This is a genomic window from Pseudomonas sp. ES1 (assembly GCF_050586605.1).
In the GTDB taxonomy this organism is placed as follows: domain Bacteria; phylum Pseudomonadota; class Gammaproteobacteria; order Pseudomonadales; family Pseudomonadaceae; genus Aquipseudomonas; species Aquipseudomonas sichuanensis.
On record NZ_JBOBDM010000003.1, the window covers coordinates 46,923 to 72,459 of the forward strand.

19 protein-coding genes are annotated in these 25,537 nt (G+C 61.7%); all 19 read left to right on the forward strand.

What is annotated here, in order from left to right; all coding sequences use genetic code 11:
* Positions 1 to 16 precede the first annotated feature (16 nt).
* On the forward strand, positions 17 to 1,822 hold the full coding sequence (locus ACQ4N9_RS02290; RefSeq protein WP_390967269.1) for a thiamine pyrophosphate-binding protein: 1,806 nt from the start codon (positions 17 to 19) through the stop codon (positions 1,820 to 1,822).
* On the forward strand, positions 1,819 to 2,577 hold the full coding sequence (locus ACQ4N9_RS02295; RefSeq protein WP_390967270.1) for a TylF/MycF/NovP-related O-methyltransferase: 759 nt from the start codon (positions 1,819 to 1,821) through the stop codon (positions 2,575 to 2,577). Before ACQ4N9_RS02290 ends, ACQ4N9_RS02295 begins: the two co-directional genes overlap by 4 nt.
* Positions 2,567 to 3,625: an FkbM family methyltransferase gene (locus tag ACQ4N9_RS02300; protein ID WP_390967271.1), complete on the forward strand. Its 1,059-nt coding sequence runs from the start codon at positions 2,567 to 2,569 to the stop codon at positions 3,623 to 3,625. Before ACQ4N9_RS02295 ends, ACQ4N9_RS02300 begins: the two co-directional genes overlap by 11 nt.
* A gap of 70 nt (positions 3,626 to 3,695) precedes the next feature.
* Complete coding sequence (locus ACQ4N9_RS02305; protein WP_390967272.1) at positions 3,696 to 4,676, forward strand: hypothetical protein; 981 nt, start codon at positions 3,696 to 3,698, stop codon at positions 4,674 to 4,676.
* Positions 4,673 to 5,953, forward strand: a complete 1,281-nt coding sequence (locus ACQ4N9_RS02310) for a hypothetical protein (RefSeq protein ID WP_390967273.1) — start codon at positions 4,673 to 4,675, stop codon at positions 5,951 to 5,953. The genes ACQ4N9_RS02305 and ACQ4N9_RS02310 overlap by 4 nt, the downstream gene beginning before the upstream one ends.
* Positions 5,953 to 6,867, forward strand: coding sequence for a hypothetical protein (locus ACQ4N9_RS02315; RefSeq protein WP_390967274.1), 915 nt, complete (start codon positions 5,953 to 5,955; stop codon positions 6,865 to 6,867). Before ACQ4N9_RS02310 ends, ACQ4N9_RS02315 begins: the two co-directional genes overlap by 1 nt.
* 91 nt (positions 6,868 to 6,958) lie before the next feature.
* On the forward strand, positions 6,959 to 8,278 hold the full coding sequence (locus tag ACQ4N9_RS02320) for an FkbM family methyltransferase (RefSeq protein ID WP_390967275.1): 1,320 nt from the start codon (positions 6,959 to 6,961) through the stop codon (positions 8,276 to 8,278).
* Positions 8,279 to 8,340: 62 nt separating this feature from the next.
* Positions 8,341 to 9,402, forward strand: coding sequence for an NAD-dependent epimerase/dehydratase family protein (locus tag ACQ4N9_RS02325; protein WP_390967276.1), 1,062 nt, complete (start codon positions 8,341 to 8,343; stop codon positions 9,400 to 9,402).
* A 100-nt stretch (positions 9,403 to 9,502) separates the two neighbouring features.
* On the forward strand, positions 9,503 to 14,608 hold the full coding sequence (locus ACQ4N9_RS02330) for a glycosyltransferase (protein WP_390967277.1): 5,106 nt from the start codon (positions 9,503 to 9,505) through the stop codon (positions 14,606 to 14,608).
* A gap of 231 nt (positions 14,609 to 14,839) precedes the next feature.
* Entirely contained in the window at positions 14,840 to 16,057 is a 1,218-nt protein-coding gene (locus tag ACQ4N9_RS02335; protein ID WP_390967278.1) for a sensor histidine kinase, read from the forward strand.
* Entirely contained in the window at positions 16,057 to 17,427 is a 1,371-nt protein-coding gene (locus tag ACQ4N9_RS02340) for a sigma-54-dependent transcriptional regulator (protein WP_390967279.1), read from the forward strand. Before ACQ4N9_RS02335 ends, ACQ4N9_RS02340 begins: the two co-directional genes overlap by 1 nt.
* 106 nt (positions 17,428 to 17,533) lie before the next feature.
* Positions 17,534 to 17,866 (forward strand): flagellar hook-basal body complex protein FliE, encoded by a 333-nt coding sequence (gene fliE, locus ACQ4N9_RS02345; protein ID WP_110991860.1) that lies wholly within the window; start codon positions 17,534 to 17,536, stop codon positions 17,864 to 17,866.
* Positions 17,867 to 17,881: 15 nt separating this feature from the next.
* Positions 17,882 to 19,660: a flagellar basal-body MS-ring/collar protein FliF gene (fliF, locus tag ACQ4N9_RS02350; protein WP_125464973.1), complete on the forward strand. Its 1,779-nt coding sequence runs from the start codon at positions 17,882 to 17,884 to the stop codon at positions 19,658 to 19,660.
* Positions 19,653 to 20,672 carry a flagellar motor switch protein FliG gene (gene fliG / locus ACQ4N9_RS02355; RefSeq protein WP_110991858.1) on the forward strand — a complete coding sequence of 340 codons (1,020 nt, stop codon included), beginning with the start codon at positions 19,653 to 19,655 and terminating at the stop codon, positions 20,670 to 20,672. Before fliF ends, fliG begins: the two co-directional genes overlap by 8 nt.
* Positions 20,673 to 20,815: 143 nt before the next feature.
* Positions 20,816 to 21,589 (forward strand): flagellar assembly protein FliH, encoded by a 774-nt coding sequence (gene fliH, locus ACQ4N9_RS02360; RefSeq protein WP_390967280.1) that lies wholly within the window; start codon positions 20,816 to 20,818, stop codon positions 21,587 to 21,589.
* The gene (gene fliI, locus ACQ4N9_RS02365) at positions 21,579 to 22,934 is read left to right on the forward strand and encodes a flagellar protein export ATPase FliI (RefSeq protein ID WP_347148361.1); all 1,356 of its coding nucleotides are present in this window, start codon (positions 21,579 to 21,581) and stop codon (positions 22,932 to 22,934) included. The genes fliH and fliI overlap by 11 nt, the downstream gene beginning before the upstream one ends.
* 6 nt (positions 22,935 to 22,940) lie before the next feature.
* Complete coding sequence (gene fliJ / locus ACQ4N9_RS02370) at positions 22,941 to 23,393, forward strand: flagellar export protein FliJ (RefSeq protein WP_110991855.1); 453 nt, start codon at positions 22,941 to 22,943, stop codon at positions 23,391 to 23,393.
* A 131-nt stretch (positions 23,394 to 23,524) separates the two neighbouring features.
* Positions 23,525 to 23,830: an STAS domain-containing protein gene (locus tag ACQ4N9_RS02375; RefSeq protein ID WP_110991854.1), complete on the forward strand. Its 306-nt coding sequence runs from the start codon at positions 23,525 to 23,527 to the stop codon at positions 23,828 to 23,830.
* An 8-nt stretch (positions 23,831 to 23,838) separates the two neighbouring features.
* Entirely contained in the window at positions 23,839 to 25,530 is a 1,692-nt protein-coding gene (locus tag ACQ4N9_RS02380; protein ID WP_390967281.1) for an ATP-binding SpoIIE family protein phosphatase, read from the forward strand.
* Positions 25,531 to 25,537: the final 7 nt, after the last annotated feature.

Here is a 25,537-nt window from a genome sequence, read left to right on the forward strand (position 1 = left end):
CGAGGGGGAATTCAAGGTGACACAGACTATCCGTGTAGCGGACTACATCATGGAGCGCCTGGCGCGTCTGGGCGTGGGGCAGGTCTACTTCCTGCCAGGCGGCGGTGCCATGCACCTCAACGACGCGTTGGGGCGCCACCCTGAACTTGAGCCGGTGCTGTGCCTGCACGAGCAGGCGGCGGCGATTGCCGCTGAAGCCGCCGGCAAGCTCACCGGTGGGCCGGCGGCGTGCATGACCACCTGTGGCCCGGGTGCAACCAATACGGTTACCGCAGTGCTCGGTGCCTGGCTGGACTCGACACCGGTGTTCTTCGTGTCCGGCCAGGTCAAAAGTGCTGACCTCAAAGCCGGCACTGGCCTGCGCATGCTTGGCGTGCAGGAAGCCGACATCGTTTCGATTGTCGAGCCGATTACCAAGGCAGCGGTCACCCTGACCGATCCCGAGGCGGTAGCCGAGGTCTTCGACCAGCTTGAACATGCCGCGCTCAGCGGCCGTCGTGGCCCGGTATGGCTGGATGTACCGCTGGACGTGCAGGCTGCCCGGATTGACCCTGCGACCTTGCGCCGGGCGCAGTTGCCTGCGGCCAGCGAGCAAGCGGACATCAGCGCGGCGGTTGCGCAAACCCTGAGTTTGCTGCGCCAAGCCAAACGCCCAGGCATCATCGCCGGCAGCGGCATTCGCATGGCGGGTGCGGTTGACGCATTCAACCAGTTGATCGAAGCCGCAGGCGTACCGGTCATGCCGACCTGGCTGGCCATGGACATCATCGAAGACGAGCATCCACTTTACGGTGGCCGTCCCGGCTCCATTGCACCGCGCTGGGCCAACTTTGCGCTGCAGAACTGCGACCTGCTGATTGTCCTTGGCTCGCGCCTGGACATGGCGTTGACCGCTTACAACCATGCTCACTTCGCGCCCTATGCGAAGAAAGTCGTGGTGGATATCGACCCTGCGGAAATCGCCAAGCTGCAGATGCCCATCGAGGTCTCGGTAGTCTCCGACGTCAAACCCTTCATCGAAGCCTTGGCTGCGCAAATCGACCGTGATCGCCTGCCGTCCTACGCTGACTGGCTGGCACGCATCGCGCAGTGGCGCGAGCAATACCCGCTGCTGCAGAGCGAGCACGCCGACGACAGCCAGGGCGTGAGCATGTACTACTTCACCGACCAGCTGTCCTCGCTGCTCAATGAAGGTGACGTGATCGCGCCGGGCAGTTCGGGCTTCGCTTCCGAATTGTTCCTGCTCAATCTGCGCCTCAAGAAGGGCCAGCGTTGCTTCCACAACCGTGGCACGGGCTCGATGGGCTTCGGCATTCCGTCGGCAATCGGCGCGTGCCTGGCCTCCGGGCGCCAGCCGACCGTCTGTGTTGAAGGTGACGGTGGCTTGCAGTTGAACATCCAGGAGCTGGCGACCCTGGCCGCGCACAAGCTGCCGGTCAAATGCTTTGTCATCAACAATCAGGGCTATGCCTCGATTCGTGCATCGCAAAGTGCGCATTTCAACCTGCTGGTCGGTGCCGATGCCACCAGTGGCCTGCAACTGCCGGATCTGGCCCAGCTGGCCAGTGCCTATGGCGTGGGTTACGCGTGCATCGAGTCGCATGCCAACTTGCAGGCCAACCTCCAAGCTGTGCTGGAGCGCGATGGCCCGGTGATCATCGAGGTGCTGGTCCAGGTTGAAGAGCCACGGATTCCGCGGGTCATGACCCGCATGGATGAAAATGGCAAGCCGGTAACCGGTGCCCTGGAAGACCTGTATCCGTTCCTCAGCCGCGAAGAGCTGGCGCAGCAGATGGCCGTTTCGCTGGATGCCGGGGCATGAAAGTGTGGCTCAAGCGCCGCTTGACCGGGTTGTGCTACGGCTACCTGCGTAGCCAGCGCGACTGGGCGCATGAAAAATCGCCGCGGGTGCGTCATGCCCGCGTGCTGCCCATGGCCAGCCACGCGCCCTGGGTCAATGACAGCGCATTTCTGAATACCTACGAGAGCGTGCGTCAGCACACGCTGGTCGACATCATGCGCTTGTACGAGCTGTGGACGCTGGCGCGTCAGCTTGAGCACGTCGAGGGTGATTTCCTCGAGGTTGGCGTGTGGCGCGGTGGCTCGGGGTGCTTGCTGGCAATGGCCGGTCAGCGTGAGGGGCGTAGCGTGTTCCTGGCTGATACGTTCACTGGCGTGGTCAAGGCCGGGGCACAGGACACCGACTACCGCGGCGGCGAGCATGCCGACACCGGTGTTGATCTGGTCCTGGAGTTGGCCAAGCGTTGCCAAGTGCAAGACAGCGTGCGCGTGCTGGTCGGCATGTTCCCAGAGCGCAATGCCGAGCAGGTCAGTGACAGGCTGGCGTTACTGCATATCGATGTGGACGTTTTCGAGTCCGCCCGCGATGTATTGCTTTGGGCTGCCCCCAGGCTCGTGCGCGGCGCCGTGGTGGTGTTCGACGATTACGGGTTTTATGGCTGTGAAGGGGTAACGCGCATGGTCGATGAGTTCGTCGCGCAGAACAGCGGGTATCGCTTCCTGCATAACCTCAATGGGCATGCCGTGCTGATCAAGGTAGCGGATCATGGCGAATGAGTTCGGCTACGATCACCTGCTGATCTACGGGGGCAGGCTCGCCGGGCAGCGTGTACGGGACTACCTGGCTGCTCGTGGGCAGCGCGTGGATGCTTTTCTCGATCGTGATGAAAGCCTGGGTGAGGTGGACGGTGTGCCGGTCTTCAGCGCTCAGGGCTGGGCTGCCAGGCATGACCCGGCCAAAGCCTGTGTGTTGATCGGGGTGTTCAACGCCCATGTGGATACCAAGACCATTTTCGATGATCTGGAGGCGTTGGGGTTTGGCCGTCTGGTCAGCCTGGTCGAGTTCGTGCGCCTTTATCCAGAAGACCAGCCATTTCGTTACTGGCTGGTTGCCCCCGCATTCTATGAACAGCATGCACCGCGTATTGCAGCGTTGCGCGCTGCGCTTGAGGATGAAGCCAGCAAGCAGCTGTTGGACGCAATCGTCGAGTACCGCACCCTGGGTGATCCGCGTTGCCTTCCTGCGGTTACCGGCCAGCAGTATTTCCCGGCAGACCTGCCGCGCTTGCCGGAACCACTGCGCTTTATCGATTGCGGTGCCTACGTCGGCGACACGGTTGAGGAATTGCTGGCTGCCGGGTTTGCCTTCACCAGCCTTGCGACATTCGAACCGGATCTGGATAACTACCGCCAGCTGACGGCGCAGCTTGGCAAGGTGCCGGGCGCGATCCACTTCCCTTGCGGCGTGTCCGACAGCAACCGCTTGAGCGGATATGACCCCAGCCTGGGGGCGGGTGGTCACCTGGTCGAGTCTGGCGGCAATCCGGTGTGCTGTGTGCGCCTGGATGATGCCTTGCCGGGATTTGCGCCGAACTTCCTCAAGATGGATATCGAAGGCGAAGAGCCGGCAGCGCTACGCGGCGCGCAGGCGCTGCTGCGTGCACATCGCCCGCACCTGGCCATCAGCATCTACCACCGTGCGGAGCACCTCTGGGAAATAGCCGAGCAGTTGCAAGGCTATGAATTGGGCTACCGCTTCTACCTGCGCTGTCACTCGCCCAGTACCTTTGATGCAGTGCTCTACGCGGTACCTGGAAAGCCGTGAGCAGCAACTCTGCTTTTTCATCAGCGAAATGCCTGGCGGTCGCTTTGCAAGGAAATTGGACGTGCGGTCAATGAATAAACCTTCCACGATAGACGAGCCAGTCGTTATCTACGGTGGCGGTCAGATAGGTGTTGGTTTTTGCCGGCGCTTGATGCAAAGCGGCGTGAATGTGCGCGCCATCATCGATCGCAACCCGCAAGGCGTAACGAATGCGCCGGTCCCGGTGATGACGGTGGAGGCGTGCATTCAAAGCAATGGCAATGCGCTGGTGTTCGTGGCGATAGGCAATGGCCTTGCCCACCCGGCCATTGCACGTGCCTTGCACAGCGTCGGCTACAACAGGGTATTGCACCTGCCCGTGTTTCTTCGTGGGGAAAGGGCGGCGGCCATGACGCAGGCATGGAACGCATTTTACTCGGGTGACTATGCAGTGCCGTTCTGCAGTTTTGACGAACTGTATACCCTACGTGCCGGCGACTACCTGTTGAGCGCGTTTTCAGATTATGTGACTGCCATCGTGCACAAGGACTATGTCTACACCGTAAGGCGATCTTACGAAGGCATCGAGCACGATTACGCTGATTACTTCAAATGGCAAGGCCAGGAACAGGACGTTATCGACAAGGCGACCAATGTCCGGCTGGATGATCCGGCGGTCAAGGCGCTACTGCCTTGTGATGAATTGTTTACCCAGGAGCAATTGGATTTCTATCGCGCGAAAACCTTCTTTGATATGGGGCACTATTATCGCGAGGCTGCATCGGTCGCGGTGTTTGATGGCGCCTCGCATCGCTTCAATATTCTCGACGGTTCTCATCGTGCTTTCTATCTGGAGCGTCAGGGCTTCGATGGCATTCCGCTGAAAATGAAGCGAGCGGAGTGGGACGCTTATTTCAGGGAGCACCAGGCGCAGGCGCTGATGGATTATTGCAGGCAGTTGCAATCGCTCCCGGCTGTCGTCAAGCATCCGGCGTTCATGTCGTTCCCGGTACTCGAGCGTGAGCCAGACGCTGAATTCCTGCGCCTGCTCGAAGGGGTATGCCCGCTATGATGCTGACGTCTGATACGCCGGTAGTTCTGTACGGTGCCGCCCATCGTGGAACGATGGTCTCGCGCTATCTGAAGGGGCGCTGCAATGTTTTTGGCTTTATTGACAAGCGTGCTGCCGAGATAACCCATCACGAGGGGTTGCCGGTCAGCCGTGTCGCCGATGCAGACAAAGCGGCACTGGTTATCGTCTGCGTAAACAATATTTTCGAGCACGAAAGCATTGCACTGAGTTTGGCGGCAGAGGGTTTCGAGCGGGTTGTCTTTTGCCCGGTAAACGGCTCCAACATGGCGTGGCGATCCGCTGAAGAGCGGGCGCAGATGGCAAGTGTTCACAACGCCATCATCGACGAGCAGCTGACCTTGCCCGTCGAGATTCCCGCTTTGCATGGGCTGTTTCGTCCGGAGTACAAGGATGATGCGCTCATCAGTGCCGACGACGCTGAGGTGCTGGCGTGGATACCCGCCTGGTTGGTCTGTGCACGCCGAAACGGCAATGGGCTGTTCAAGGACAGCCCGGTGTTTACCCTGTTCCCCTACCTGGAGCTGTTCAAGTGGTTCGATGGCGAGGCTGACGCCACCCCGAACCATTACATGGACCTCTACTGTCGCAACGCGGCTGATCAATTCGGTATCGCGCAGACAGACGCGTGGGTGGAAAACGTGCTTAGAAGCCGTAGGCAGGTGTATGAGCGCATGCGGCAAACCGAGTCGGTCGATCCCTTGTTCTTCGTGAATCATGCGGTCAACGCGGATTGGAACAGTGATGAAAGCCACTTCAACATGGACAGCGGCAAGCACCGTGCGGCTTTCCAGATCCATCGCAAGCGCTCACTGGTTCCGCTCAAGCTGGCCAATGCGGACTATGAGGCCTACCTCAATCGGCCTGCGTTGAAAGCACTGATCGATTGCATGCTGCGCTCAAACATCACCGAGCTGCCTTATCCGGTGATGCATTCGTACTTTCTGAGAGTTCCCTATCGGGCAGACAGTGCTTTTTATGAGACGTTGCTGAAGTCATGCCGTGCCCTGGTGCTGAAAAATTTCAGTGAGACCGGCAGGGTTAGCCTCAGCGGCGTTCGACTGCGGGCAGAAAGCGCTGAGCTTGAGCCATTGGCTCAAGCGTTTGCCGTGCTGGGGTGTTCAGTTCAGCACGGTTATCAAGAATGCGAGTTTGATCGAGCTGTCAGGGATTTGTATCGCATTTCCGACCGCTTCGCACAGTCGGGCGATGTTCCGGATGCGTGTGATTTTGTACTGGATGCGTGGGTGGCTCGATAATGCGTGCGCAACTAATAGATGTGTGTGCGAAGCCTGATTTGCAGCAGCAGGTGGATGATGTCATTGAGCGAATGGAGCGGCACTGTCCAGTACGCATTTTGTGCTACTCGCTGATGGGTTCCATTCCTCTTGGTATGGGCAATGCTTCGTCTGATTATGATTTGCTGGCATTTTACCAGCCGCAGAAGGCCATAAGCTCAGATCAGTACGACGTTATTAATAATAAAACCCCTCTGCTGGGGGCGGCGCATATTGCCGGGCAGGTGAATATACTGCTGGCTGATAGTGAGTTATGTTCGGTGAAATTTGTGGATATGCCTGAGGCGGTTTTCGCTCAGGACTACCCTCATCACCTGAACTCACTGACAGTTCATGATCGTGCGTTTGATATTTCGGTTGTGCCTGGTAACACCTCACCCAAGGTGGCCTCGATTTTTTCCGATATGTTTTATTACGGTGGCGGTGTGCTGACCGATCGCCTGGGTACCGTCCGAGATAATTTTTCGCAGATGAAGCACTTTCTGCGCGTCTATGATTTTTGCAAGCGCCGGTTTGTGACAACGTATGGACGGCTTCAGTACTACCTTGTCGAGCCAGGCAATGTCAGGCTGCGTACCTATTTGCAAAGCATCAACGATATATTGGCGATTGAGTATGCGCTCGATCGTCTCGATGTGCCGCCGGCTGATGTTTCGGTGATGTTGAATTATCTTGATGATGCGCAGGTGCTGGAAATTGCCCGGCGCTATGTCGAGATTAACAGCAGTGCCACGATTGCAAAGGAAAAGCTACTGCTCGATCCAAACCCGATCTTGAATCAATGGATTGCCGAGAGGCTGGAGCGTATAAGGCCACGCTTGGTGGATTTGTACCCGCAACGCGCACATGCACTTTTCAACGTCGTTATTGATTGACAAGGGCGAGCGCATTTTTCAGGTGCTTGGTTGGTTTTTTGTTGCAGGATGGCAGCCCCTGGCCGTTCTGATCTGTTAGGCAGGTAATAAGATGAACGCTGGCTTGTCCTTGTGCGGTGCCGATTTTTCCAAGATGCAGAAAGGTGGCATCTATTCCTTCGCACTTGCGTCAGGCCAGCCTGTGCCGGTTTGCTGGTCGGATGCGCTTCTGCGTGATGCTCAAGACCACATCGTGGTCAGGCAGCCATCAAGGCTGCAGGCGCTATCGCGTCTTGATGACTACCCCAATATCAAGCGCTTGCTGGACTCGCAGGCCGGCCTGGCCGATTTGGCGGCGTTCAAGCGCCAGGCCCGCGACTGGCTGAATGAGGGGTTCTATATCTTTGGCGCCTTCAAGGTCGGTTTGCGCTTGGCACGTCACGCGCAATTGCTGAATCTTGAGGTCAAAGGATTCATCGACAATGACCGGGCCAAGGACGGTGGTTCATTGGAAGGGCTTTCGATCTCTCATCCTTCCAGTCTTTCGCTTGAGAACGCCGTCGTCGTTGTTGCCAGTGGCCGGCATGGCAACGCCATTTCCAGGCAATTGAGCCAGGTGCCGGGGATTCGCCTGGTCAACATGCATGAGTTTCTGTACGCACTTGATGGCCCGGGGCCGGGCTTGGGTTGCGAGCAATTTTCAAGTTTTGTCGAAGCGCCGTTGCGTGACCCTTGGCGCTTCATCTCTGCGTTCCTGTGCCTGGATGATGAGCCGTCACGCCAGGTTTTTGATGCGTTGATCGGCATGCGAATTCGCCTGTCGATCGCCTATGCAGAACAGGCCAAGTCGCCTTGGGATGAAGAGTATTTCGACAAGGCATTTGTACGGCCAGAACAAGCGGCGCGCTTTGTCGACGCCGGTGCAGCAGCGGGCGATACCCTGCATCGCCTGGAGAAACATTTTGGGCCGGTCGAGCAGGCTTGGCTGTTCGAGCCCGAGTTACCGGCGTACTACGAAGCGCTCAAGAGTGTCGCCGATCGCCCTGATGTCTGGCTGTTCAACATGGGGCTGGACGAAGTGCCCAGCCGAGCTGTCTATCAGCCTGAGTTGACGTATGACATTGCCGGCGAGTTGAGCAGTGATGTGCCCGCAAACATCACCTCTTTCATTCAGGGCGTGCCGCTGGATGCCGTGGTGCCGGGCAAAGTTGGCTTGTTCAAGCTCGACATCGAGGGCATGGAAGCCTCTGCCTTGCGGGGGGCGCGTACGATCATCGAGCGTGACAAACCCGTGTTGGCTGTCTGTGCCTATCATCGTTCCGACGATTATTGGTGCTTGATGGATGAAGTGCAGTCCATCCGCGGTGACTACAGAGTGGGCATTCGTCTATACGCGGACATCCTGGAAGACATCACCTTGTATTTCTATTAGGGCAACAGGCCGCGGCGGCATCTCTACCCCTCGTTCCCAATTTCCATGAGCCCCTGACGCCAATGCCTAGTTTCTCCTTGCATTCACCCATTATCAGCAGCGCGTTGCAGAACATTCCCTCCACGCTGGGTTTGCACAACGCGCTGGCTGGGCAGCATGTGTTGGTCACCGGCGGTACAGGCTTTTTTGGCTTGTGGTTGTTGGCGTTGTTTCAACAACTGAACCAGCAAGGCGCAGGGGTGACGGTCACGGTCCTGTCACGCAACCCATCGCGTTTTCTCGATGCACAGCCCGGTTACCGTGATTGCGCCTGGCTGCATTGGGCCAGTGGTGACGTGCGTGAGCTGCAGGCTGTTCCGGGGCAGCCTGTGAGCCTGATCATTCATGCGGCAACCGAGACGTCCTCGGCGGCTCATGGCAAGCCGTTGGAAATCTTCGACACCATCGTCACCGGGGCGCGCCGGGTATTCGACTTGGCGGTGCGTACTCGGGCCCGCGTGCTCCTGACGGGCTCGGGTGCACAGTATGGGGCTTTGCGGGCAGGGGCAGATCAGGGCGCCGGGGTCGCCGAAGGCTTCGCTGGCGCTTGTGCCAGCAACAGCGCAGGGAGCGCCTATGCCGAAGGTAAACGGGCACAGGAAACCTTGGGCGCGATTTATGCACAGACTCACGGCATTGACGTAATCATGGCGCGTTGCTTTGCCTTTTCCGGGCCAGGCCTGCCGCTCGATGGCCATTTTGCCATTGGCAACTTTGTTCGTGATGCCCTGTGTGCGGATCAGGTCGTGATCCGCTCTTGTGGCACCGCAGTCCGCAGTTACTTGCACGGTGCAGATTTGGCCGCCTGGCTGCTGGCGTTGCTGGTGAGCGGCAAAGCCGGCGAAGCCTACAACGTGGGCTCCGATCAGGCGATCAGCATTGCTGATCTGGCACATCGCGTTGTCGCGCGGGTGGCACCAGGAAAACAGGTGTTGATCATGGGGCGTACCGAGGGTACGGCTCCTTCGTTTTATGTACCGGATATCAGCCAGGCCCGCGGGGTGGGGCTGGATGTCTGGACCCCCCTGGATCAGTCGATCGACAGCATGGCTGTCTGGGCGAAATCCATGGGTTATGGCATTTGAATTTCAACGAGGCTGCGTGTGAGCGAGGCCGTGACAGAGGGGATGCGTGATGGATTGGGCCTCAATTGCAGGCGGTAGTTGCCAGGGTGCGCCTTGGCGAGTGGGTATCGCCGGGGTTCAACTGGGGCAGGAGCAAAAGGCATTCCTCATCAGCGATGAGCAATGGCAGAAGCTGCAGGCCCTATTTCCTCTTGGCCCGTTGCAGGCCTATGGCAACGGCAACGGCCTTGTCTTCGAACGAATCGCTGCATCGGACGTCGCCGGTCACCATGACAGTGTGCTGCTGATCGAGCTGGCTTATGCAGGTACGGGGGAGCTGACTTTATCCTCCGGTACGCGTCGCTATCTGATGCGGCTAGAGAACTCGGTGGATGACGCGCAGTTGTTCGAACAGTTCGACAGAGTATTTCTACCCGCCAAAGAGGCTTTCACAGGCCAGCACCTGGTGCGACTCAACCAGCCGCTGGAACTGCCGCTTGTTGAATTGGACCCGCGCCCTGTTTTTAAAGGCAAGGCCTGTGTGCTTGGGCGCGACGATATCGAGTTGCAGCGGGCGCACTTCGCGCTTTGCGATCATGAGCCCGAATTAGCTGATTGGTTGTCCCCTCAGTGGCAGTCTTGCCTGTTGTCGGGCACCGTGCCTGTGCATACCGCAGCCACTTCGCTGCCAGAGTGGTTTCCGCGTGATTGCTATGTAGACGGCAGTGTATTTAGCAATAGGGCAGACTTGTTCGCCTACCTGGATGGCATGGCATGGGCGGAATACGAGGCACTGGCGAGTCGCCTGCGCTCGTTTCTCATGCAGGGCAGTGCCCGGCCGGATGAGCGAATTTATCCTTACACCGTCGATTTCTGGATCAATGCGCTGACGTCGGGCATTGCGCTGGACGCCTCTGAGGTGCGTGGTGTTGCGCCGTTGCTGAGCGTCGTTATTCCGGCCTACAACTATGGTCGGTATTTGGGGCAGGCGGTACGGTCCGTATTGGATCAGGGTGTCGAGGGCATTGAAGTCCTGGTTGTGGACAATGCCTCGACGGACAACACGCAATCGGTCATGGCCGAGTTTTCGTCTGATGCGCGGGTGCGCTATATGCGCAACCGACGAAATTTCGGGGCCGGCAACAGTTCTCAGAATGGCTTTTGGGTCGCCAAGGGCAAATACATAGTCTTGTTCATGGCCGACGATTATATGAATCCCGGTCATGTCATGCGCCTGCTCCCTATTCTGGAAAGCAATGCGAAGCATGCCCTGGGTTACAGCCCAATCTGTTGGGTTGATGAGCAGGGCGATCCTGTAGAAGGGCCTAGCCACCCCGGCCATCGCAGTGAAGATTACAGTGGCGGGCGTAATGAGGTTGCGGACCTTCTGATTTACGACAGCTATATCACCCCCTCTGCGGCGATCATTCGCAGGGACGCCTTTTTCAAGGCGTGGCGCCGTGATGTCAGAATTCGTGGATCGGGTGACTGGCAGCTCATGGTTCAGCTTGGGGAGTTGTTCCCTGACTTCGTTTTCACCACCGTGCCGGGTGTGAGCTATCGCGTTCATGCGGCGCAGCACTCCCATGAGTTCTATGTTTCCTCGGCGCCGCTGGAAGGGCATACCTGTATTCTCGAGGGCGTATTCGAACGTGGCAACGAGGGGCACCTGAAAGGCTATGAGCGTGAGGTTGCTGCGCATCTCAAGCGCAGGCTGACGCTTTATCCGCACGAGCAGGGCACTGCGTTGGGCAAGCGGGTGAGGCAGCTGTGCGGGCGTCTGGAAGCCTTGGCTGAAGACGCTGAGCGAGCGATGTTCTCCATCATTGTCACCACCTTCAACCGTCCCGAACTGCTCAGGGATGCGCTGAACAGCATTGGTCGGCAGTCCTTCAAGGACTTCGAAGTCATCCTGGTCAATGACAACGGCACCCCGGTCGAATCGCTGCTGGCTGAGTACGATTTCCCTGTCACCTATATCCGCCAAGGCCGTAACCGCGGCCCAGCCGCTGCCCGTAATAGCGCCTTGCGACTAGCCCGTGGCCGGTATGTCGTCTATCTGGACGATGACGACCTGTATCTGCCTGACCACCTTGAAACATTGGCTACAGCCTTGGCTGAGCACCCCGACACAGTGGTGTATACGGATGCGGTGTTCGTTGAGGAAACGATAGCGGCGGGCAAGCGCAGCGAAGTGGCGCGTGAGCAACGCTATCCCCACGAGGCGTACTCCAGGGAGCGTTTGCTGGTTAACAACTACATCCCGGTCAACACCTTTGCCTGCCCACGTGCACTTGCCCTTGCGGTGGGTGACTTCGACGAATCGCTGGCAGGTTTGGAAGATTGGGATTTCCTCATGCGCTTGAGCGCTCGCAGCGCATTCCACCATATTCATTGCGAGACAGTGGAAGTGCGCATGCGCCGGGATGTCAGTGCACCTGCACGGCGTTCGGAACAGGCACTCAAGGATTACCCCGCGCTTTACCGCGAGTTGTATGCACGCCATTGCGACTATGGCAGCGAAGAAATCAAGCGCGGGCGCCAGCAAATGCTCGAGCATCTGGGTGGAAAGCCCAAGGCAGCGACACTGCAGGACTGGCTGGACGAACGCGTTCCGGATGCCATGCAGAGCCGTCTGATCGAACAGCGTCTGCAAGCGCATCAGGGCGGTCCGGTGATCGGGGTCATCGTGCTGGACGCTGAGGGCCGCATGGATGCATTGAATGCCTCCGTGCACAGCCTGAGTCGCGATAACTGCCTCTTTGCCACAGTGAAAATCATCGCGTTGACAGCAGGGGAGGCGCCCTCGACCGGGCTGCACAACGAACTGCATTGCCTGCGACTGACTGATGCCAGCCTGAGCGATCAGCTCAACCAGGTGGTTCAGGCAGGTGAGTTCGACTGGTTCATGCTGGTAGAGGCGGGGAGTGAGTTCACTGCGAGCGGCTTGCTGATTGCCGCGCTTGATCTGTTGGCAGCGCCAGGCTGTCGGGCAGTTTACGGTGATGAAGCGCTGCGTGCCGGTGGCGCGGAAATTGGCGCTGCGCTGCGTCCTGATCTGAACCTTGATCTGCTGCTCAGTTTGCCGGCGAGCATGTCGCGCCACTGGCTGTTCAACCGTCAGGTGTGGTTGGAGATGGGTGGCTTCCGTCAGGAGGCGGGCCAGGCTATCGAGCTGGATTACATCCTGCGCCTGATCGAGTCAGCCGGTTTCGAGGGGCTGGGACATATCAGCGAACCGTTGTTGATCAGCAATGCCCCGTCGCTGCGCGACTGCCCGGATGAGCGCGGGGTGATCCTGCGTCATTTGCATGCGCGCGGTTTTGCCCAGGCTCGCGTCGAATCTCGTTTGCCCGGGCGTTATGACCTCGACTACGGCGCCTCCAGCGACGCATCGGTCAGCATCCTGATCCTGCTCCAGGGCAACAGCCCGGAGCGGGCGCAGCGTTGCATGGAAACCATTCTGGAGAAGAGCACCCATCGCAACTACGAGGTGCTTTTGCTGGCGTCGAATGATGCCGGCCCTGCGGTGAACAGCTGGCTCGACGGCGTTGCCCAGCTCGGTGTCGATAGCATTCGTTGCATGCGTTTCCCTGCCGGGATGGCACCGTCGCGCATGCGCAACCAGGCCGCCGCGCAGGCCCGTGGTGACTTCCTGCTGTGGCTGGACGAAGGCGCTGCCGTACTCGATAGCGATTGGTTGCAGCAGATGCTCAACCACGGCATGCGCCAAGAAGTCGGCGTAGTGGGGGCCAAGCTGGTAGCGGGGGAGGCAACCATCAGCCATGCCGGTTTCGTGCTCGGCCTGAACGGACCGGTTGGCGAAGCCTTTGCCGGTCAGCCGATGGATGCCCCTGGTTACATGCAGCGCCTGCAGATCGACCAGAACTATGTCGCGGTGAGCGGCAAGTGCCTGCTGGTGAACAAAGGCCTGTTCCAGGAGCTGGGCGGTTTCGACGAGACGCCTGAGCTGCAGCGTTGGACCGATGTCGACCTGTGCCTGCGTCTGCACCGTGCCGGCTACCTGAACGTCTGGACGCCGCGTGTGCAGTTGCTGCTCAGCGAGGACGCCGCAACGCCGGCCAGCACCGAGGAAGAAGACGCCTTGTATGACCGCTGGCTGCCTGCACTGGCGCGAGATCCGTTCTACAACCCGAACTTCTCGCTGTCTTGCGCCAATGGCTTCGGCCTGGAGTGCGCCGAGCTGAGCTGGCGACCGTTGTCGTCCTGGAAGCCGCTGCCGACGATCCTGGCCCATGCGGCGGATGAGGGGGGGTGTGGCAATTACCGGGTTATCCAGCCGCTCGCTGCGCTCAAGCGCGAGGGGCTGGCCGAGGGGCAGCTGTCCTGGGCTCACCTGACGCCAGCTGAACTTGAACGCTACCAGCCGGACAGCATCGTGCTGCAGCGCCAGATCGGCGACCAGCAGATTGAGCACATGCGCCGGATGCACGCGTTTTCAGGGGCGTTCAAGGTCTTCGAGCTGGACGACTATTTGCCTAACCTGCCGCTGAAGAGCGTGCACAGGGCGGACATGCCCAAGGATATTCTGCGCGCCCTGCGCCGTGGCCTGGCGTATGTGGACCGCTTCGTCGTCTCTACGCAGCCGCTGGCCGAGGCCTTCGCTGGTCTGCATGGCGACATCCGGGTGGTGCACAACACCTTGGATGGCCGTTTCTGGAAAGGCCTCGAAGCCCAGCGCCGGCAGTCGCGCAAGCCGCGTGTCGGCTGGGCGGGTGGGGCGAGCCACTCCGGCGACCTGGAAGTGATCGCCGACGTAGTCAAGGAATTGGCCAACGAGGTGGAGTGGGTGTTCTTCGGCATGTGCCCGGATAAGCTGCGACCCTATATCCATGAGTTCCACGAGGGTGTTTCGCTTGAGAATTACCCGCAGACGCTGGCCAGAATGAATCTGGACCTGGCCCTGGCGCCCGTGGAGCAGAACCTGTTCAACGAGTGCAAGAGCAACCTGCGCCTGCTGGAGTACGGCGCCTGTGGTTTCCCGGTTATCGCCAGCGACCTGCGTTGCTACCAGGGATACAACGACTTGCCAGTGACTTTGGTGAAGAACCGTTTCCGTAGCTGGGTTGAGGCCATCCGCATGCACATCAGCGATCTGGATGCCACGGCCAAGGCGGGCGATGCACTGCGCAATGCAGTGCTGAGTGGCTGGATGCTCGAAGGCGACAACCTGAGCAATTGGCACAAGGCCTGGCTGCCGGACTGAGCCCGGCTTGAGGCCCTCGCCCTTTCCGGCGAGGGCCTGGCGGTAGGCCTGTTCCGGCCTCTTCGCGGGTAAACCCGCTCCCACATGTGAGTACTGCGCTGTACCTGTGGGAGCGGGTTTACCCGCGAAGAGGCCGGAACAGTCTCGCCAAATCCCTATCTCCGGCACGGCTATTGCTACACCGCTGGCAACATACCGTTTTTATGACGGTTAGCCACGCGAGAGAGCACGATGCCCCAGGCCGCCCACGTAACCCGAGCCCCCGATCAGCAGGGGCGGACCCCGGTCGAGCAGGACAGCCGCCAGGGTATCGAGCAAGCCTTTGCCCTGTTCAATCAGGTGTCCAGCCAGCTGAGCCAGTCCTACAGCATGCTTGAAGCCCGGGTCAGCGAACTCAAGGGCGAACTGGCCGTGGTCAGCGCCCAGCGCATCGATGAACTCAGTGAAAAGGAACGCCTGGCCAACCGCCTGCAGAACTTGCTGGACCTGTTGCCCGGCGGGGTGATCGTGATCGATGGCCAGGGCCTGGTGCGCGACGCCAACCCGGCCGCCTGCGAGCTGCTCGGCGAGCCACTGATCGGCCAGTTGTGGCGCCAGGTGATCGCCCGGAGCTTTGCCCCGCGCAAGGACGACGGCCATGAAGTCTCGCTGCGCGACGGCCGCCGCCTGTCGATCGCTACCCGCTCGCTGGATGCCGAACCCGGCCAGTTGGTGCTGCTCAATGACCTGACTGAAACCCGTCGCCTGCAAGACCAACTGGCTCGCCACGAACGCCTGTCGTCACTGGGGCGCATGGTCGCATCGCTGGCCCATCAGATCCGTACGCCGCTGTCGGCGGCCATGCTTTACGCCAGCCACTTGGCCGATAGCGAGCAAGACCTCAGCGCGCAAACCCGCCAGCGCTTCGCGGGCAGCCTGAAGGAACGGCTGCACGAGCTGGAGCACCAGGTGCGCGACATGCTGGTGTTTGCCCGTGGCGAACTGCCGCTGGGTGACAGGGTCACGCCAAAAGCGCTGTTCCAGGCCCTGCAGCAGGCGGCCCAGGTCCACGTGCAAGGGCATGCTGTGCGCTGGCAGTGCGACAGTCACCTGGGTGAGTTGCTGTGCAACCGCGACACCCTGGTCGGCGCCTTGCTCAACCTGATCGAAAACGCCCTGCAGGCCAGCCGGGAGCCGGCGCGTCTGAAGGTGCATCTGTACCGTCGCGAGCAGTCGCTGCACCTGTGCGTCAGTGATGCAGGCTGCGGTATCGACGCCGAGTTGCTGACGCGCCTGGGCGAGCCGTTCCTGACCACCAAGGCCGCTGGCACAGGGCTTGGCCTGGCGGTGGTCAAGGCCGTGGTGCGTGCCCATCAGGGGCGTTTGCAACTGCGTTCGAAGGTGGGCCGTGGTACCTGCGTGCGGGTGGAGCTGCCGTTGATCGACGGGCAACTGGCGGAGGCCTTGTGATGGCAATCAAGGTGCTGCTGGTCGAGGATGATCGCGTCCTGCGACAGGCGCTGTGCGACACCCTGGAAATCGGCGGCTTCGCCTACCAGGCCGTGGGCAGTGGCGAAGAAGCGTTGGAGGCGGTGCTCAAAGAGGTGTTCAGCCTGGTTGTCAGCGATGTGAACATGCCGGGTATGGACGGGCACCAGTTGTTGGCCAGGCTGCGCCGCCAGCAACCACAGCTGCCCGTGTTGCTGATGACTGCGCACGCTGCCGTGGAGCGGGCCGTCGAGGCGATGCGCCAGGGCGCTTCCGATTACCTGGTCAAGCCGTTCGAGCCCAAGGCGTTGCTCAACCTGGTCGAGCGCCATGCTGCCGGGCGTGTGGTTGATGATGAAGGCCCGGTGGCCTGCGAGCCGGCCAGCCGACAGTTGCTGGAGTTGGCGGCGCGGGTTGCGCGCAGCGACTCGACGGTGCTGATCTCGGGTGAGTCCGGCACTGGCAAGGAAGTGCTTGCACGCTACATCCACCGGCAGTCGCCGCGGGCGCAGGCGCCGTTCGTGGCGATCAACTGCGCGGCCATCCCCGACAACATGCTCGAGGCCACGCTGTTCGGTCATGAAAAGGGCGCCTTCACCGGCGCCATCGCTGCCCAGGCCGGAAAGTTCGAGCAGGCCGAAGGCGGCACCTTGCTGCTGGATGAAGTTTCGGAAATGCCGCTGGCGTTGCAGGCCAAACTGTTGCGCGTGTTGCAGGAGCGCGAGGTCGAACGCGTTGGCGGGCGCAAGCCCATCGCCCTGGATATCCGCATTCTCGCCACGACCAACCGTGATCTGGCGGGGGAGGTGGCGGCGGGGCGCTTCCGCGAAGACCTCTACTATCGCCTGTCGGTCTTCCCCATGGCCTGGCAGGCCCTGCGCGAGCGCCCGGCCGATATCGTGCCGCTGGCGGAGCGTCTGCTGGCGCGCCATGCCCGCAAGATGTGCCATGCCCAGGTGCGCTTGTCCGCCCAGGCGCAGGCTTGCCTGCAGGCCTATGCCTGGCCGGGTAACGTGCGTGAGCTGGACAACGCGATACAGCGCGCGCTGATTCTGCAGCAGGGCGGCGTGATCGAAGCGGCGGATTTTTGTCTGGCCGGTGCCATTCCGTTGTCACCTTCGAGCGAGGCCACTATTGCGCCATCATGCCTGGATTCAGGCGCAGAGGCGGGTGGACTGGAGGGCGACATGCGCCGCCACGAATTCCAGATGATCATCGACACCTTGCGCGCCGAGCGCGGGCGTCGCAAGGAGGCCGCCGAACGCCTGGGCATCAGCCCGCGTACGCTGCGCTACAAGCTGGCGCAGATGCGTGACGCCGGGTTCGATGTCGAGGCCAGCCTGTTCGGCTGAGGCGTAGTTTTGAATGGTTTCTGGGCTGGCTGGCACTGCTCTTGCTAGTTTCAGCCCATTCGCTGCATGAGTGTCAAAAAAATGCGGCCGCCGGAGAGAGAAGTCCATGACCCAAGGTGTTGAATTCAATCGTCTGATGCTAGACATGCGCGCCATGCAGGCCGATGCCATGTCCATGCCCAAAGCGGCTGCCGCCCCTGAGCTGGCGCCTGGGCAAAGCAGTTTTGCCGACATGCTCGGCCAGGCCATTGGCAAGGTGAGCGAGACCCAGCAGGCCTCCACTCAACTGTCCAACGCCTTCGAAATCGGCAAAAGCGGCGTCGACCTGACCGATGTGATGATCGCCTCGCAGAAGGCCTCCGTGTCGTTCCAGGCACTGACCCAAGTGCGTAACAAACTGGTGCAAGCGTACCAGGACATCATGCAGATGCCGGTTTAAGGCGAGAGTTGATTCATGGCCGAAGCAGTCGTCGATAACGCCCCCGCAAAAAGCGGTCCGCCAGCAGCCAAGCCGCCGCTGTTCGGCCTGTCGTTCCTGGAAAACATCTCGCAGATGCCCATGCTGCGTCAGATCGGCCTGCTGGTCGGCCTGGCCGCCAGCGTGGCCATCGGCTTCGCCGTGGTGCTCTGGTCGCAGCAGCCGGACTACCGGCCGCTGTACGGCAGCCTGGCGGGCATGGACACCAAGCAGGTCATGGACACCCTGGCCTCTGCCGATATCCCCTACACCGTAGAGCCGAATTCCGGCGCGCTGTTGGTCAAGGCCGACGATCTCTCCCGTGCGCGCCTGAAGCTTGCCGCCGCCGGCGTGGCGCCAAGCGACGGCAACGTCGGCTTCGAGCTGCTCGACAAGGATCAGGGCCTGGGTACCAGCCAGTTCATGGAGGCCACCCGCTACCGCCGTGGCCTTGAAGGCGAACTGGCGCGCACCGTGTCCAGCCTCAACAACGTCAAGGCTGCCCGCGTGCACCTGGCCATCCCGAAAAGCTCGGTGTTCGTGCGTGACGAGCGCAAGCCAAGCGCTTCGGTACTGGTCGAGCTGTATCCGGGGCGCGCCCTGGAAGCCGGCCAGGTAATGGCCATCGTCAACCTGGTGGCCACCAGCGTTCCGGAACTGGACAAGTCCCAGGTGACCGTGGTCGACCAGAAGGGCAACCTGCTCTCCGACCAGTTGCAGGACACCGCGCTGACCATGGCCGGCAAGCAGTTCGACTACAGTCGCCGCATGGAAGGCATGCTCACCCAGCGCGTGCACAACATCCTGCTGCCGGTGCTGGGCAACGACCGCTACAAGGCCGAAGTGTCTGCCGACATCGACTTCAGCGCCGTCGAGTCCACCTCCGAGCAGTTCAACCCTGATCAGCCGGCGCTGCGCAGCGAGCAGTCGGTCAACGAACAGCGCGCCAGCAGCCAGGGCCCGCAAGGCGTGCCGGGTGCGCTGAGCAACCAGCCGCCGGCCGGCGCCAGCGCGCCTGAGAATGCCAAAACTGCTGCAACCCCCGCCGGTGCCGTCCAGCCCGGGCAGCCGCTGGTGGATTCCAACGGCCAGCAGATCATGGACCCGGCCACCGGCCAGCCGATGCTGGCGCCGTACCCGTCCGACAAGCGCCAGCAGTCGACCAAGAACTTCGAACTGGACCGTTCCATCAGCCACACCCGTCAGCAGCAGGGTCGCCTGACCCGCCTGTCGGTAGCGGTGGTGGTAGACGACCAGGCCAAGATCGATGCCGCCAGCGGCGAGATGACCCGCACGCCCTGGGGCGCTGAAGACCTGGCGCGCTTCACCCGCCTGGTGCAGGACGCGGTGGGCTTCGATGCCAGCCGTGGCGACAGCGTCACCGTGATCAACGTGCCGTTCGCCGCCGACCGTGGCGACGAACTGGTCGACATTCCGTTCTACTCGCAGCCCTGGTTCTGGGACATCGTCAAGCAGGTGCTGGGCGTGGTGTTCATCCTGATCCTGGTGTTCGGCGTGCTGCGTCCGGTGCTCAACAACATTACCGGTGGCGGCAAGCAAGCTGCCACAGACAGCGACATGGAGCTGGGCGGCATGATCGGTCTGGATGGCGAACTGGCCAACGACCGCGTCAGCCTGGGTGGCCCGACAAGCATTCTGTTGCCGAGCCCGAGCGAGGGTTACGAGGCACAGCTCAACGCAATCAAAGGCCTGGTGGCCGAAGACCCGGGCCGTGTGGCCCAGGTCGTGAAAGAGTGGATCAACGCCGATGAGTGACAACCGAGCCGTTACCGCCAAGCTGAGCCGCGTCGACAAGGCGGCCATCCTCCTGCTGTCGCTCGGCGAGACCGACGCCGCGCAGGTCCTGCGCCACATGGGGCCAAAGGAAGTGCAGCGGGTTGGTGTGGCCATGGCGCAAATGGGCAATGTGCACCGCGAGCAGGTCGAGCAGGTGATGAGCGAGTTCGTCGAGATCGTCGGCGACCAGACCAGCCTGGGCGTGGGCTCCGACGGCTACATTCGCAAGATGCTCAACCAGGCACTGGGTGAGGACAAGGCCAACGGCCTGATCGACCGCATCCTGCTCGGGGGCAACACCAGCGGCCTGGACAGCCTCAAGTGGATGGAGCCGCGTGCCGTGGCCGACGTCATCCGCTTCGAGCACCCGCAGATCCAGGCCATCGTGGTCGCCTACCTCGACCCCGACCAGGCCGGCGAGGTGCTGAGCAACTTCGACCACAAGGTGCGCCTCGACATCGTCCTGCGCGTATCGTCGCTCAACACCGTACAGCCTGCGGCGCTCAAAGAGCTCAACCAGATTCTCGAGAAGCAGTTCTCTGGCAACTCCAACGCTGCCCGCACCACCTTGGGCGGCATCAAGCGTGCCGCCGACATCATGAACTTCCTCGACAGCTCGGTGGAAGGTGCGCTGATGGATGCGATCCGCGAGATCGACAGCGACCTGTCGGAGCAGATCGAAGACCTGATGTTCGTCTTCAACAACCTGGCCGATGTCGACGACCGCGGTATCCAGGCGCTGTTGCGCGAGGTGTCCTCGGATGTGCTGGTGGTATCGCTCAAGGGTGCCGACGAGCGGGTCAAGGACAAGGTGTTCAAGAACATGTCCAAGCGCGCCTCGGAACTGCTGCGCGACGACCTGGAGGCCAAGGGGCCGGTACGGGTCAGCGACGTGGAGACCGCGCAGAAGGAAATCCTCACCATCGCCCGACGCATGGCCGAGGCCGGCGAGATCGTGCTTGGCGGCAAGGGTGCCGAGGAAATGATCTAAGCCACCGACTGGCGCCGCCCCTGTGGGAGCGGGCTTGCCCCGCGAGGCGTCCGAGCCGGCGAAAGAGATTGCCAGGGCGGGCACAATCGCGGGTCAAGCCCGCTCCCACAGGGACCTGTTAAGGTTTTCGAGAAGCTCACAGCATGTCCACCACCGAACACCCCAGCGAACTGATCCGCGCCCGCGACCTCGAGGGCGTCGACGTCTGGGCGCTGCCCAGCTTCGACCCTGAGCCCGAACCCGAGCCTGAACCCGAGCCGGAAGTCATCGAGGAAGAGGTCGAGGAAGTGCCGCTGGAGGAAGTCCAGCCGCTCACCCTCGAAGAGCTCGAGGCCATCCGCCAGGAGGCCTACAACGAAGGCTTCGCCACCGGCGAGCGTGAAGGCTTCCACAGCACCCAGCTCAAGGTTCGTCAGGAAGCCGAAGTGGCCCTGGCCGCCAAGCTGGCCAGCCTGGAACAGCTCATGCTGCACCTGCTCGACCCGATCGCCGAGCAGGACACCCAGATCGAAAAAGGCCTGGTGCAACTGGTCGCGAACATTACCCGCCAGGTCATCGGTCGTGAATTGCGCAGTGACTCCAGCCAGGTCACCCATGTCCTGCGTGAAGCCCTCAAGCTGTTGCCGATGGGCGCTGACAACATCCGTATCCACCTCAACCCCCAGGACTTCGAACTGGCCAAGGCCCTGCGCGAGCGTCACGAAGAAAACTGGAAGCTGCTGGAAGACGAGGCCCTGCTGCCTGGCGGCTGCCGCATCGAAACGGCGCACAGCCGCATCGATGCAACCATGGAAACGCGGATCGAGAAGGCCGTGGCGCAGTTGTTCGACCAGTCCCATGACCAGTTCCTGCACCCGGCGGCGCCGGACATCGCGGTCGAACTGGATGTGCCGGCGAGTGGCAACGATGCGCCTTGAACGCACAAGCTTCGGCAAGCGCCTGGCGGGTTACAGCGATGCGGTGCGGTTGCCCGACCAGCCGGTGGTCGAAGGCCGCCTGCTGCGTATGGTCGGCCTGACGCTCGAAGCGGAAGGCTTGCGCGCGGCCGTCGGCAGCCGTTGCCTGGTGATCAACGACGACAGCTATCACCCGGTGCGGGTGGAGGCTGAAGTCATGGGTTTTGCCGGTAGCAAGGTATTCCTGATGCCGGTTGGCAGCATCGTCGGCCTCGCCCCCGGCGCGCGCGTGGTGCCGCTGGACGACGGCGGCCGCCTGCCCATGGGCATGAGCATGCTCGGGCGGGTGCTCGATGGCGCCGGGCGGGCGCTGGACGGCAAAGGCGGCATGAAGGCCGAAGACTGGGTGCCGATGGACGGGCCGGTGATCAACCCGCTCAATCGCGACCCCATCAGCCGGCCGCTGGATGTCGGCATTCGCAGTATCAATGGCCTGCTCACCGTCGGCCGCGGCCAGCGCCTGGGGCTGTTCGCCGGTACCGGTGTGGGTAAGTCGGTGCTGCTGGGGATGATGACCCGCTTCACCGAGGCCGAGATCATCGTGGTGGGGCTGATTGGTGAGCGGGGCCGCGAGGTGAAGGAGTTCATCGAGCACATCCTCGGCGAAGAGGGGCTCAAGCGCTCGGTGGTGGTGGCCTCGCCAGCGGACGATGCGCCCTTGATGCGTCTGCGCGCGGCGATGTACTGCACGCGCATCGCCGAGTACTTCCGCGACAAGGGCAAGAACGTCCTGCTGCTGATGGACTCGCTGACCCGTTTTGCCCAGGCGCAGCGCGAGATCGCCCTGGCCATCGGCGAGCCGCCGGCCACCCGTGGTTATCCGCCTTCGGTGTTCGCCAAGCTGCCCAAGCTGGTGGAGCGTGCGGGTAATGGCGAGGCCGGCGGTGGTTCGATCACTGCGTTCTACACCGTGCTCTCCGAAGGTGACGACCAGCAGGACCCGATCGCCGACTCGGCGCGCGGTGTGCTCGACGGCCACTTCGTGCTGTCCCGGCGCCTGGCCGAGGAAGGTCACTACCCGGCCATCGACATCGAAGCTTCGATCAGCCGGGTCATGCCCCAGGTGGTCGACGCCGATCACCTGCGCCAGGCGCAGAAATTCAAGCAGCTGTGGTCGCGCCTGTCGCAGAGCCGTGACCTGATCAGCGTGGGGGCCTATGTCGCCGGTGGCGATCCGGAGACGGACCTGGCCATTGCGCTGCAGCCCAAACTGGTGGACTTCCTGCGCCAGGGCCTGCAGGAGAACGTCGGCATGGCGCAGAGCCGCGACCAGCTGGGCGCGATCTTCGTGCCGCCGGCAGGCTGATAGGCCATGGCTCAGCCCGGTCGAGCAGCGCGCCTGGCGCCCGTCGTGGATATGGCCGAGGAGGCCGAGCGCAAGGCTGCCCAGCGCCTGGGGCATTTCCAGCAGCAGGTGGTACAGGCGCAGGCCAGGCTCGATGAGCTGGCGCAGTTTCGCGAGGGCTATCAGGCGCAGTGGATAACCCGGGGCGGGCAGGGGGTGGACGGCAACTGGCTGCTCAATTACCAGCGCTTCCTCGGTCAGCTGGAAACCGCCATGACCCAGCAGCGCCAGAGCCTGAATTGGCACCAGAACAACCTCAACAACGCCCGCAACATCTGGCAGCAGGCCTATGCGCGAGTCGAAGGGCTGCGCAAGTTGGTGCAGCGCTATATCGATGAGGCCCGTCGGGCGGAAGATAAGCGCGAACAGCGGCTGCTCGACGAGCTGTCCCAGCGCTTGCCGCGGCACGGGCCGCTTTAACTGCAGGCTTCAAGCGCCATTGCCGGCCAGAGCCAGGCCCTGCGCGCCACGCTTATTGTGGTTTGCAGCATGGGGCTGTGGCTGCTAAACCTTCAGGAGCCGCATTCGCCATCATCGAAGGAATCGCTCGCATGGCAGTCGAAACCGATTTTTCACAGGAAGGGAAAAAGCTGACGATCAAGGTCAAGGGTCGCTTCGATTTCGGTAAGCATCAGGAATTCAGGGATGCTTACGAGCGTCAGCGCCTGCGACCGGAGACAGTGGTCGTCGACTTGAAGGATGCCACCTATCTGGACAGTTCGGCGTTGGGCATGCTGCTGTTGCTGCGTGACCACGTGGGCGGGGACGATTCGGACATCCGAGTGGTCCATGCCAGCCCGGATGTGCGCAAGATTCTGGCCATCTCCAACTTCGACAAGCTGTTCGATATCGGTTGAGCGCGGCCATGCCTGCCGAACAGGCGTTGACCGTGCTGGTCGCCGAGGACGGTGCCGCAGATCGCATGCTGCTGGCGCAGATCGTGCGGCGCCAGGGGCATGAGGTATTCACCGCCGAAAACGGTGAGCAGGCCGTGGCGCTGTTTGCCGAGCGCCGGCCGCAACTGGTATTGCTCGATGCCTTGATGCCGGTGATGGATGGCTTCGAGGCCGCGCGCCAGATCAAGGCACTGGCCGGCGAGGCATTGGTGCCGATCATCTTCCTGACCTCGCTCAACGAAGAGCAGGCGTTGGTGCGCTGCCTGGAAGCCGGTGGCGACGATTTCATGGCCAAGCCGTACAGCGCGGTAATTCTTGCCGCCAAGATACGTGCGATGGACCGTTTGCGTCGCCTGCAGGCCACGGTCCTGGCGCAGCGTGACGAAATAGCCCGGCATCACCATTACCTGCTCAACGAGCAGCGCGTGGCCAAGGCTGTGTTCGACAAGGTCGCCCATTCCGGTTGCCTCAGCGCAGCGAACATTCGTTACCTGCAGTCACCCTACGCGCTGTTCAATGGCGACCTGTTGCTGGCGGCGTTCACCCCGTCCGGGGACATGCATGTGCTGTTGGGCGACTTCACCGGCCATGGCCTGCCGGCGGCGGTCGGCGCCATGCCCCTGGCGGAAGTGTTCTACGGCATGACCGCCAAGGGCTACGGGCTGGTCGAGACGCTGCGCGAAATGAACGCCAAGCTCAAGCGCATCCTGCCGGTGGACATGTTCTGTTGTGCGCTGCTGCTCAACCTGAGTTTTCAGCGCGGTACCGTGGAAGTGTGGAATGGCGGCATGCCCGATGGCTACCAGCTGTCCGCCCGGGGCGAGGTGCTGGCGGTGCTGCCTTCGCAGCATCTGCCGCTGGGTATCCTTGCCCCGGAGAAATTCGACGACACCACGCAGGTGATGCCCCTGGCCGTTGGCGAGCGCTTGCTGCTGCTGTCCGATGGCGTGGTCGACAGTGGTGACGGGCAGGAGCGCCTGTTCGGCGTGCAGCGGCTGCTTGAGGTGTTGGCAGCCAATCGGCAGCCGGCACACTTGCTCGATGAGGTGATGGGCGCTCTGCAGGCCTTCGGCGGGCAGTCGCGGGATGACATCAGCCTGTGCGACATTCGCATGCTGGCGCCAGACCAGGTTGTGCCGCAGGCCATGGTCTATTCCGATAGCGGGCGCTCGAGCCCGCTGGAATGGTCGTTGAATTTCGAGTTGCGCGGTGAAAGCCTGAGGCGCTTCAACCCGGTGCCTTACCTGGTGCAACTCTTGCTGGAAATCCACGGCCTGAGGCCCAGCAGCGGCAAGCTGCACAGCGTGCTCAGCGAGTTGTACTCCAACGCGCTGGAGCACGGTGTGCTGGGGCTCGACTCGCGGCTCAAGTGCGACTCGCAGGGCTTTGCCGAGTACTATCGCCAGCGCAGTCAGCGCTTGGCCGAACAGTTGCAGGGTTTCGTCGGTATCAGCCTGCGGGTGGAACCGCGCAGTGAAGGTGGTCGTCTGATGATCGAGGTCCGCGACAGTGGCGCAGGGTTCGATGTGGCCAAAGTGCTTGCCCGTTCACCGCACGAGCAGGGCTTGAGTGGCCGTGGTCTGGGCCTGGTGACCCGCCTGGGGCACCGCGCCCGGTGGCTGGAAGGCGGGCGATTGGCGCGGGTGGAGTTCGATTGGTGAGCGCGGG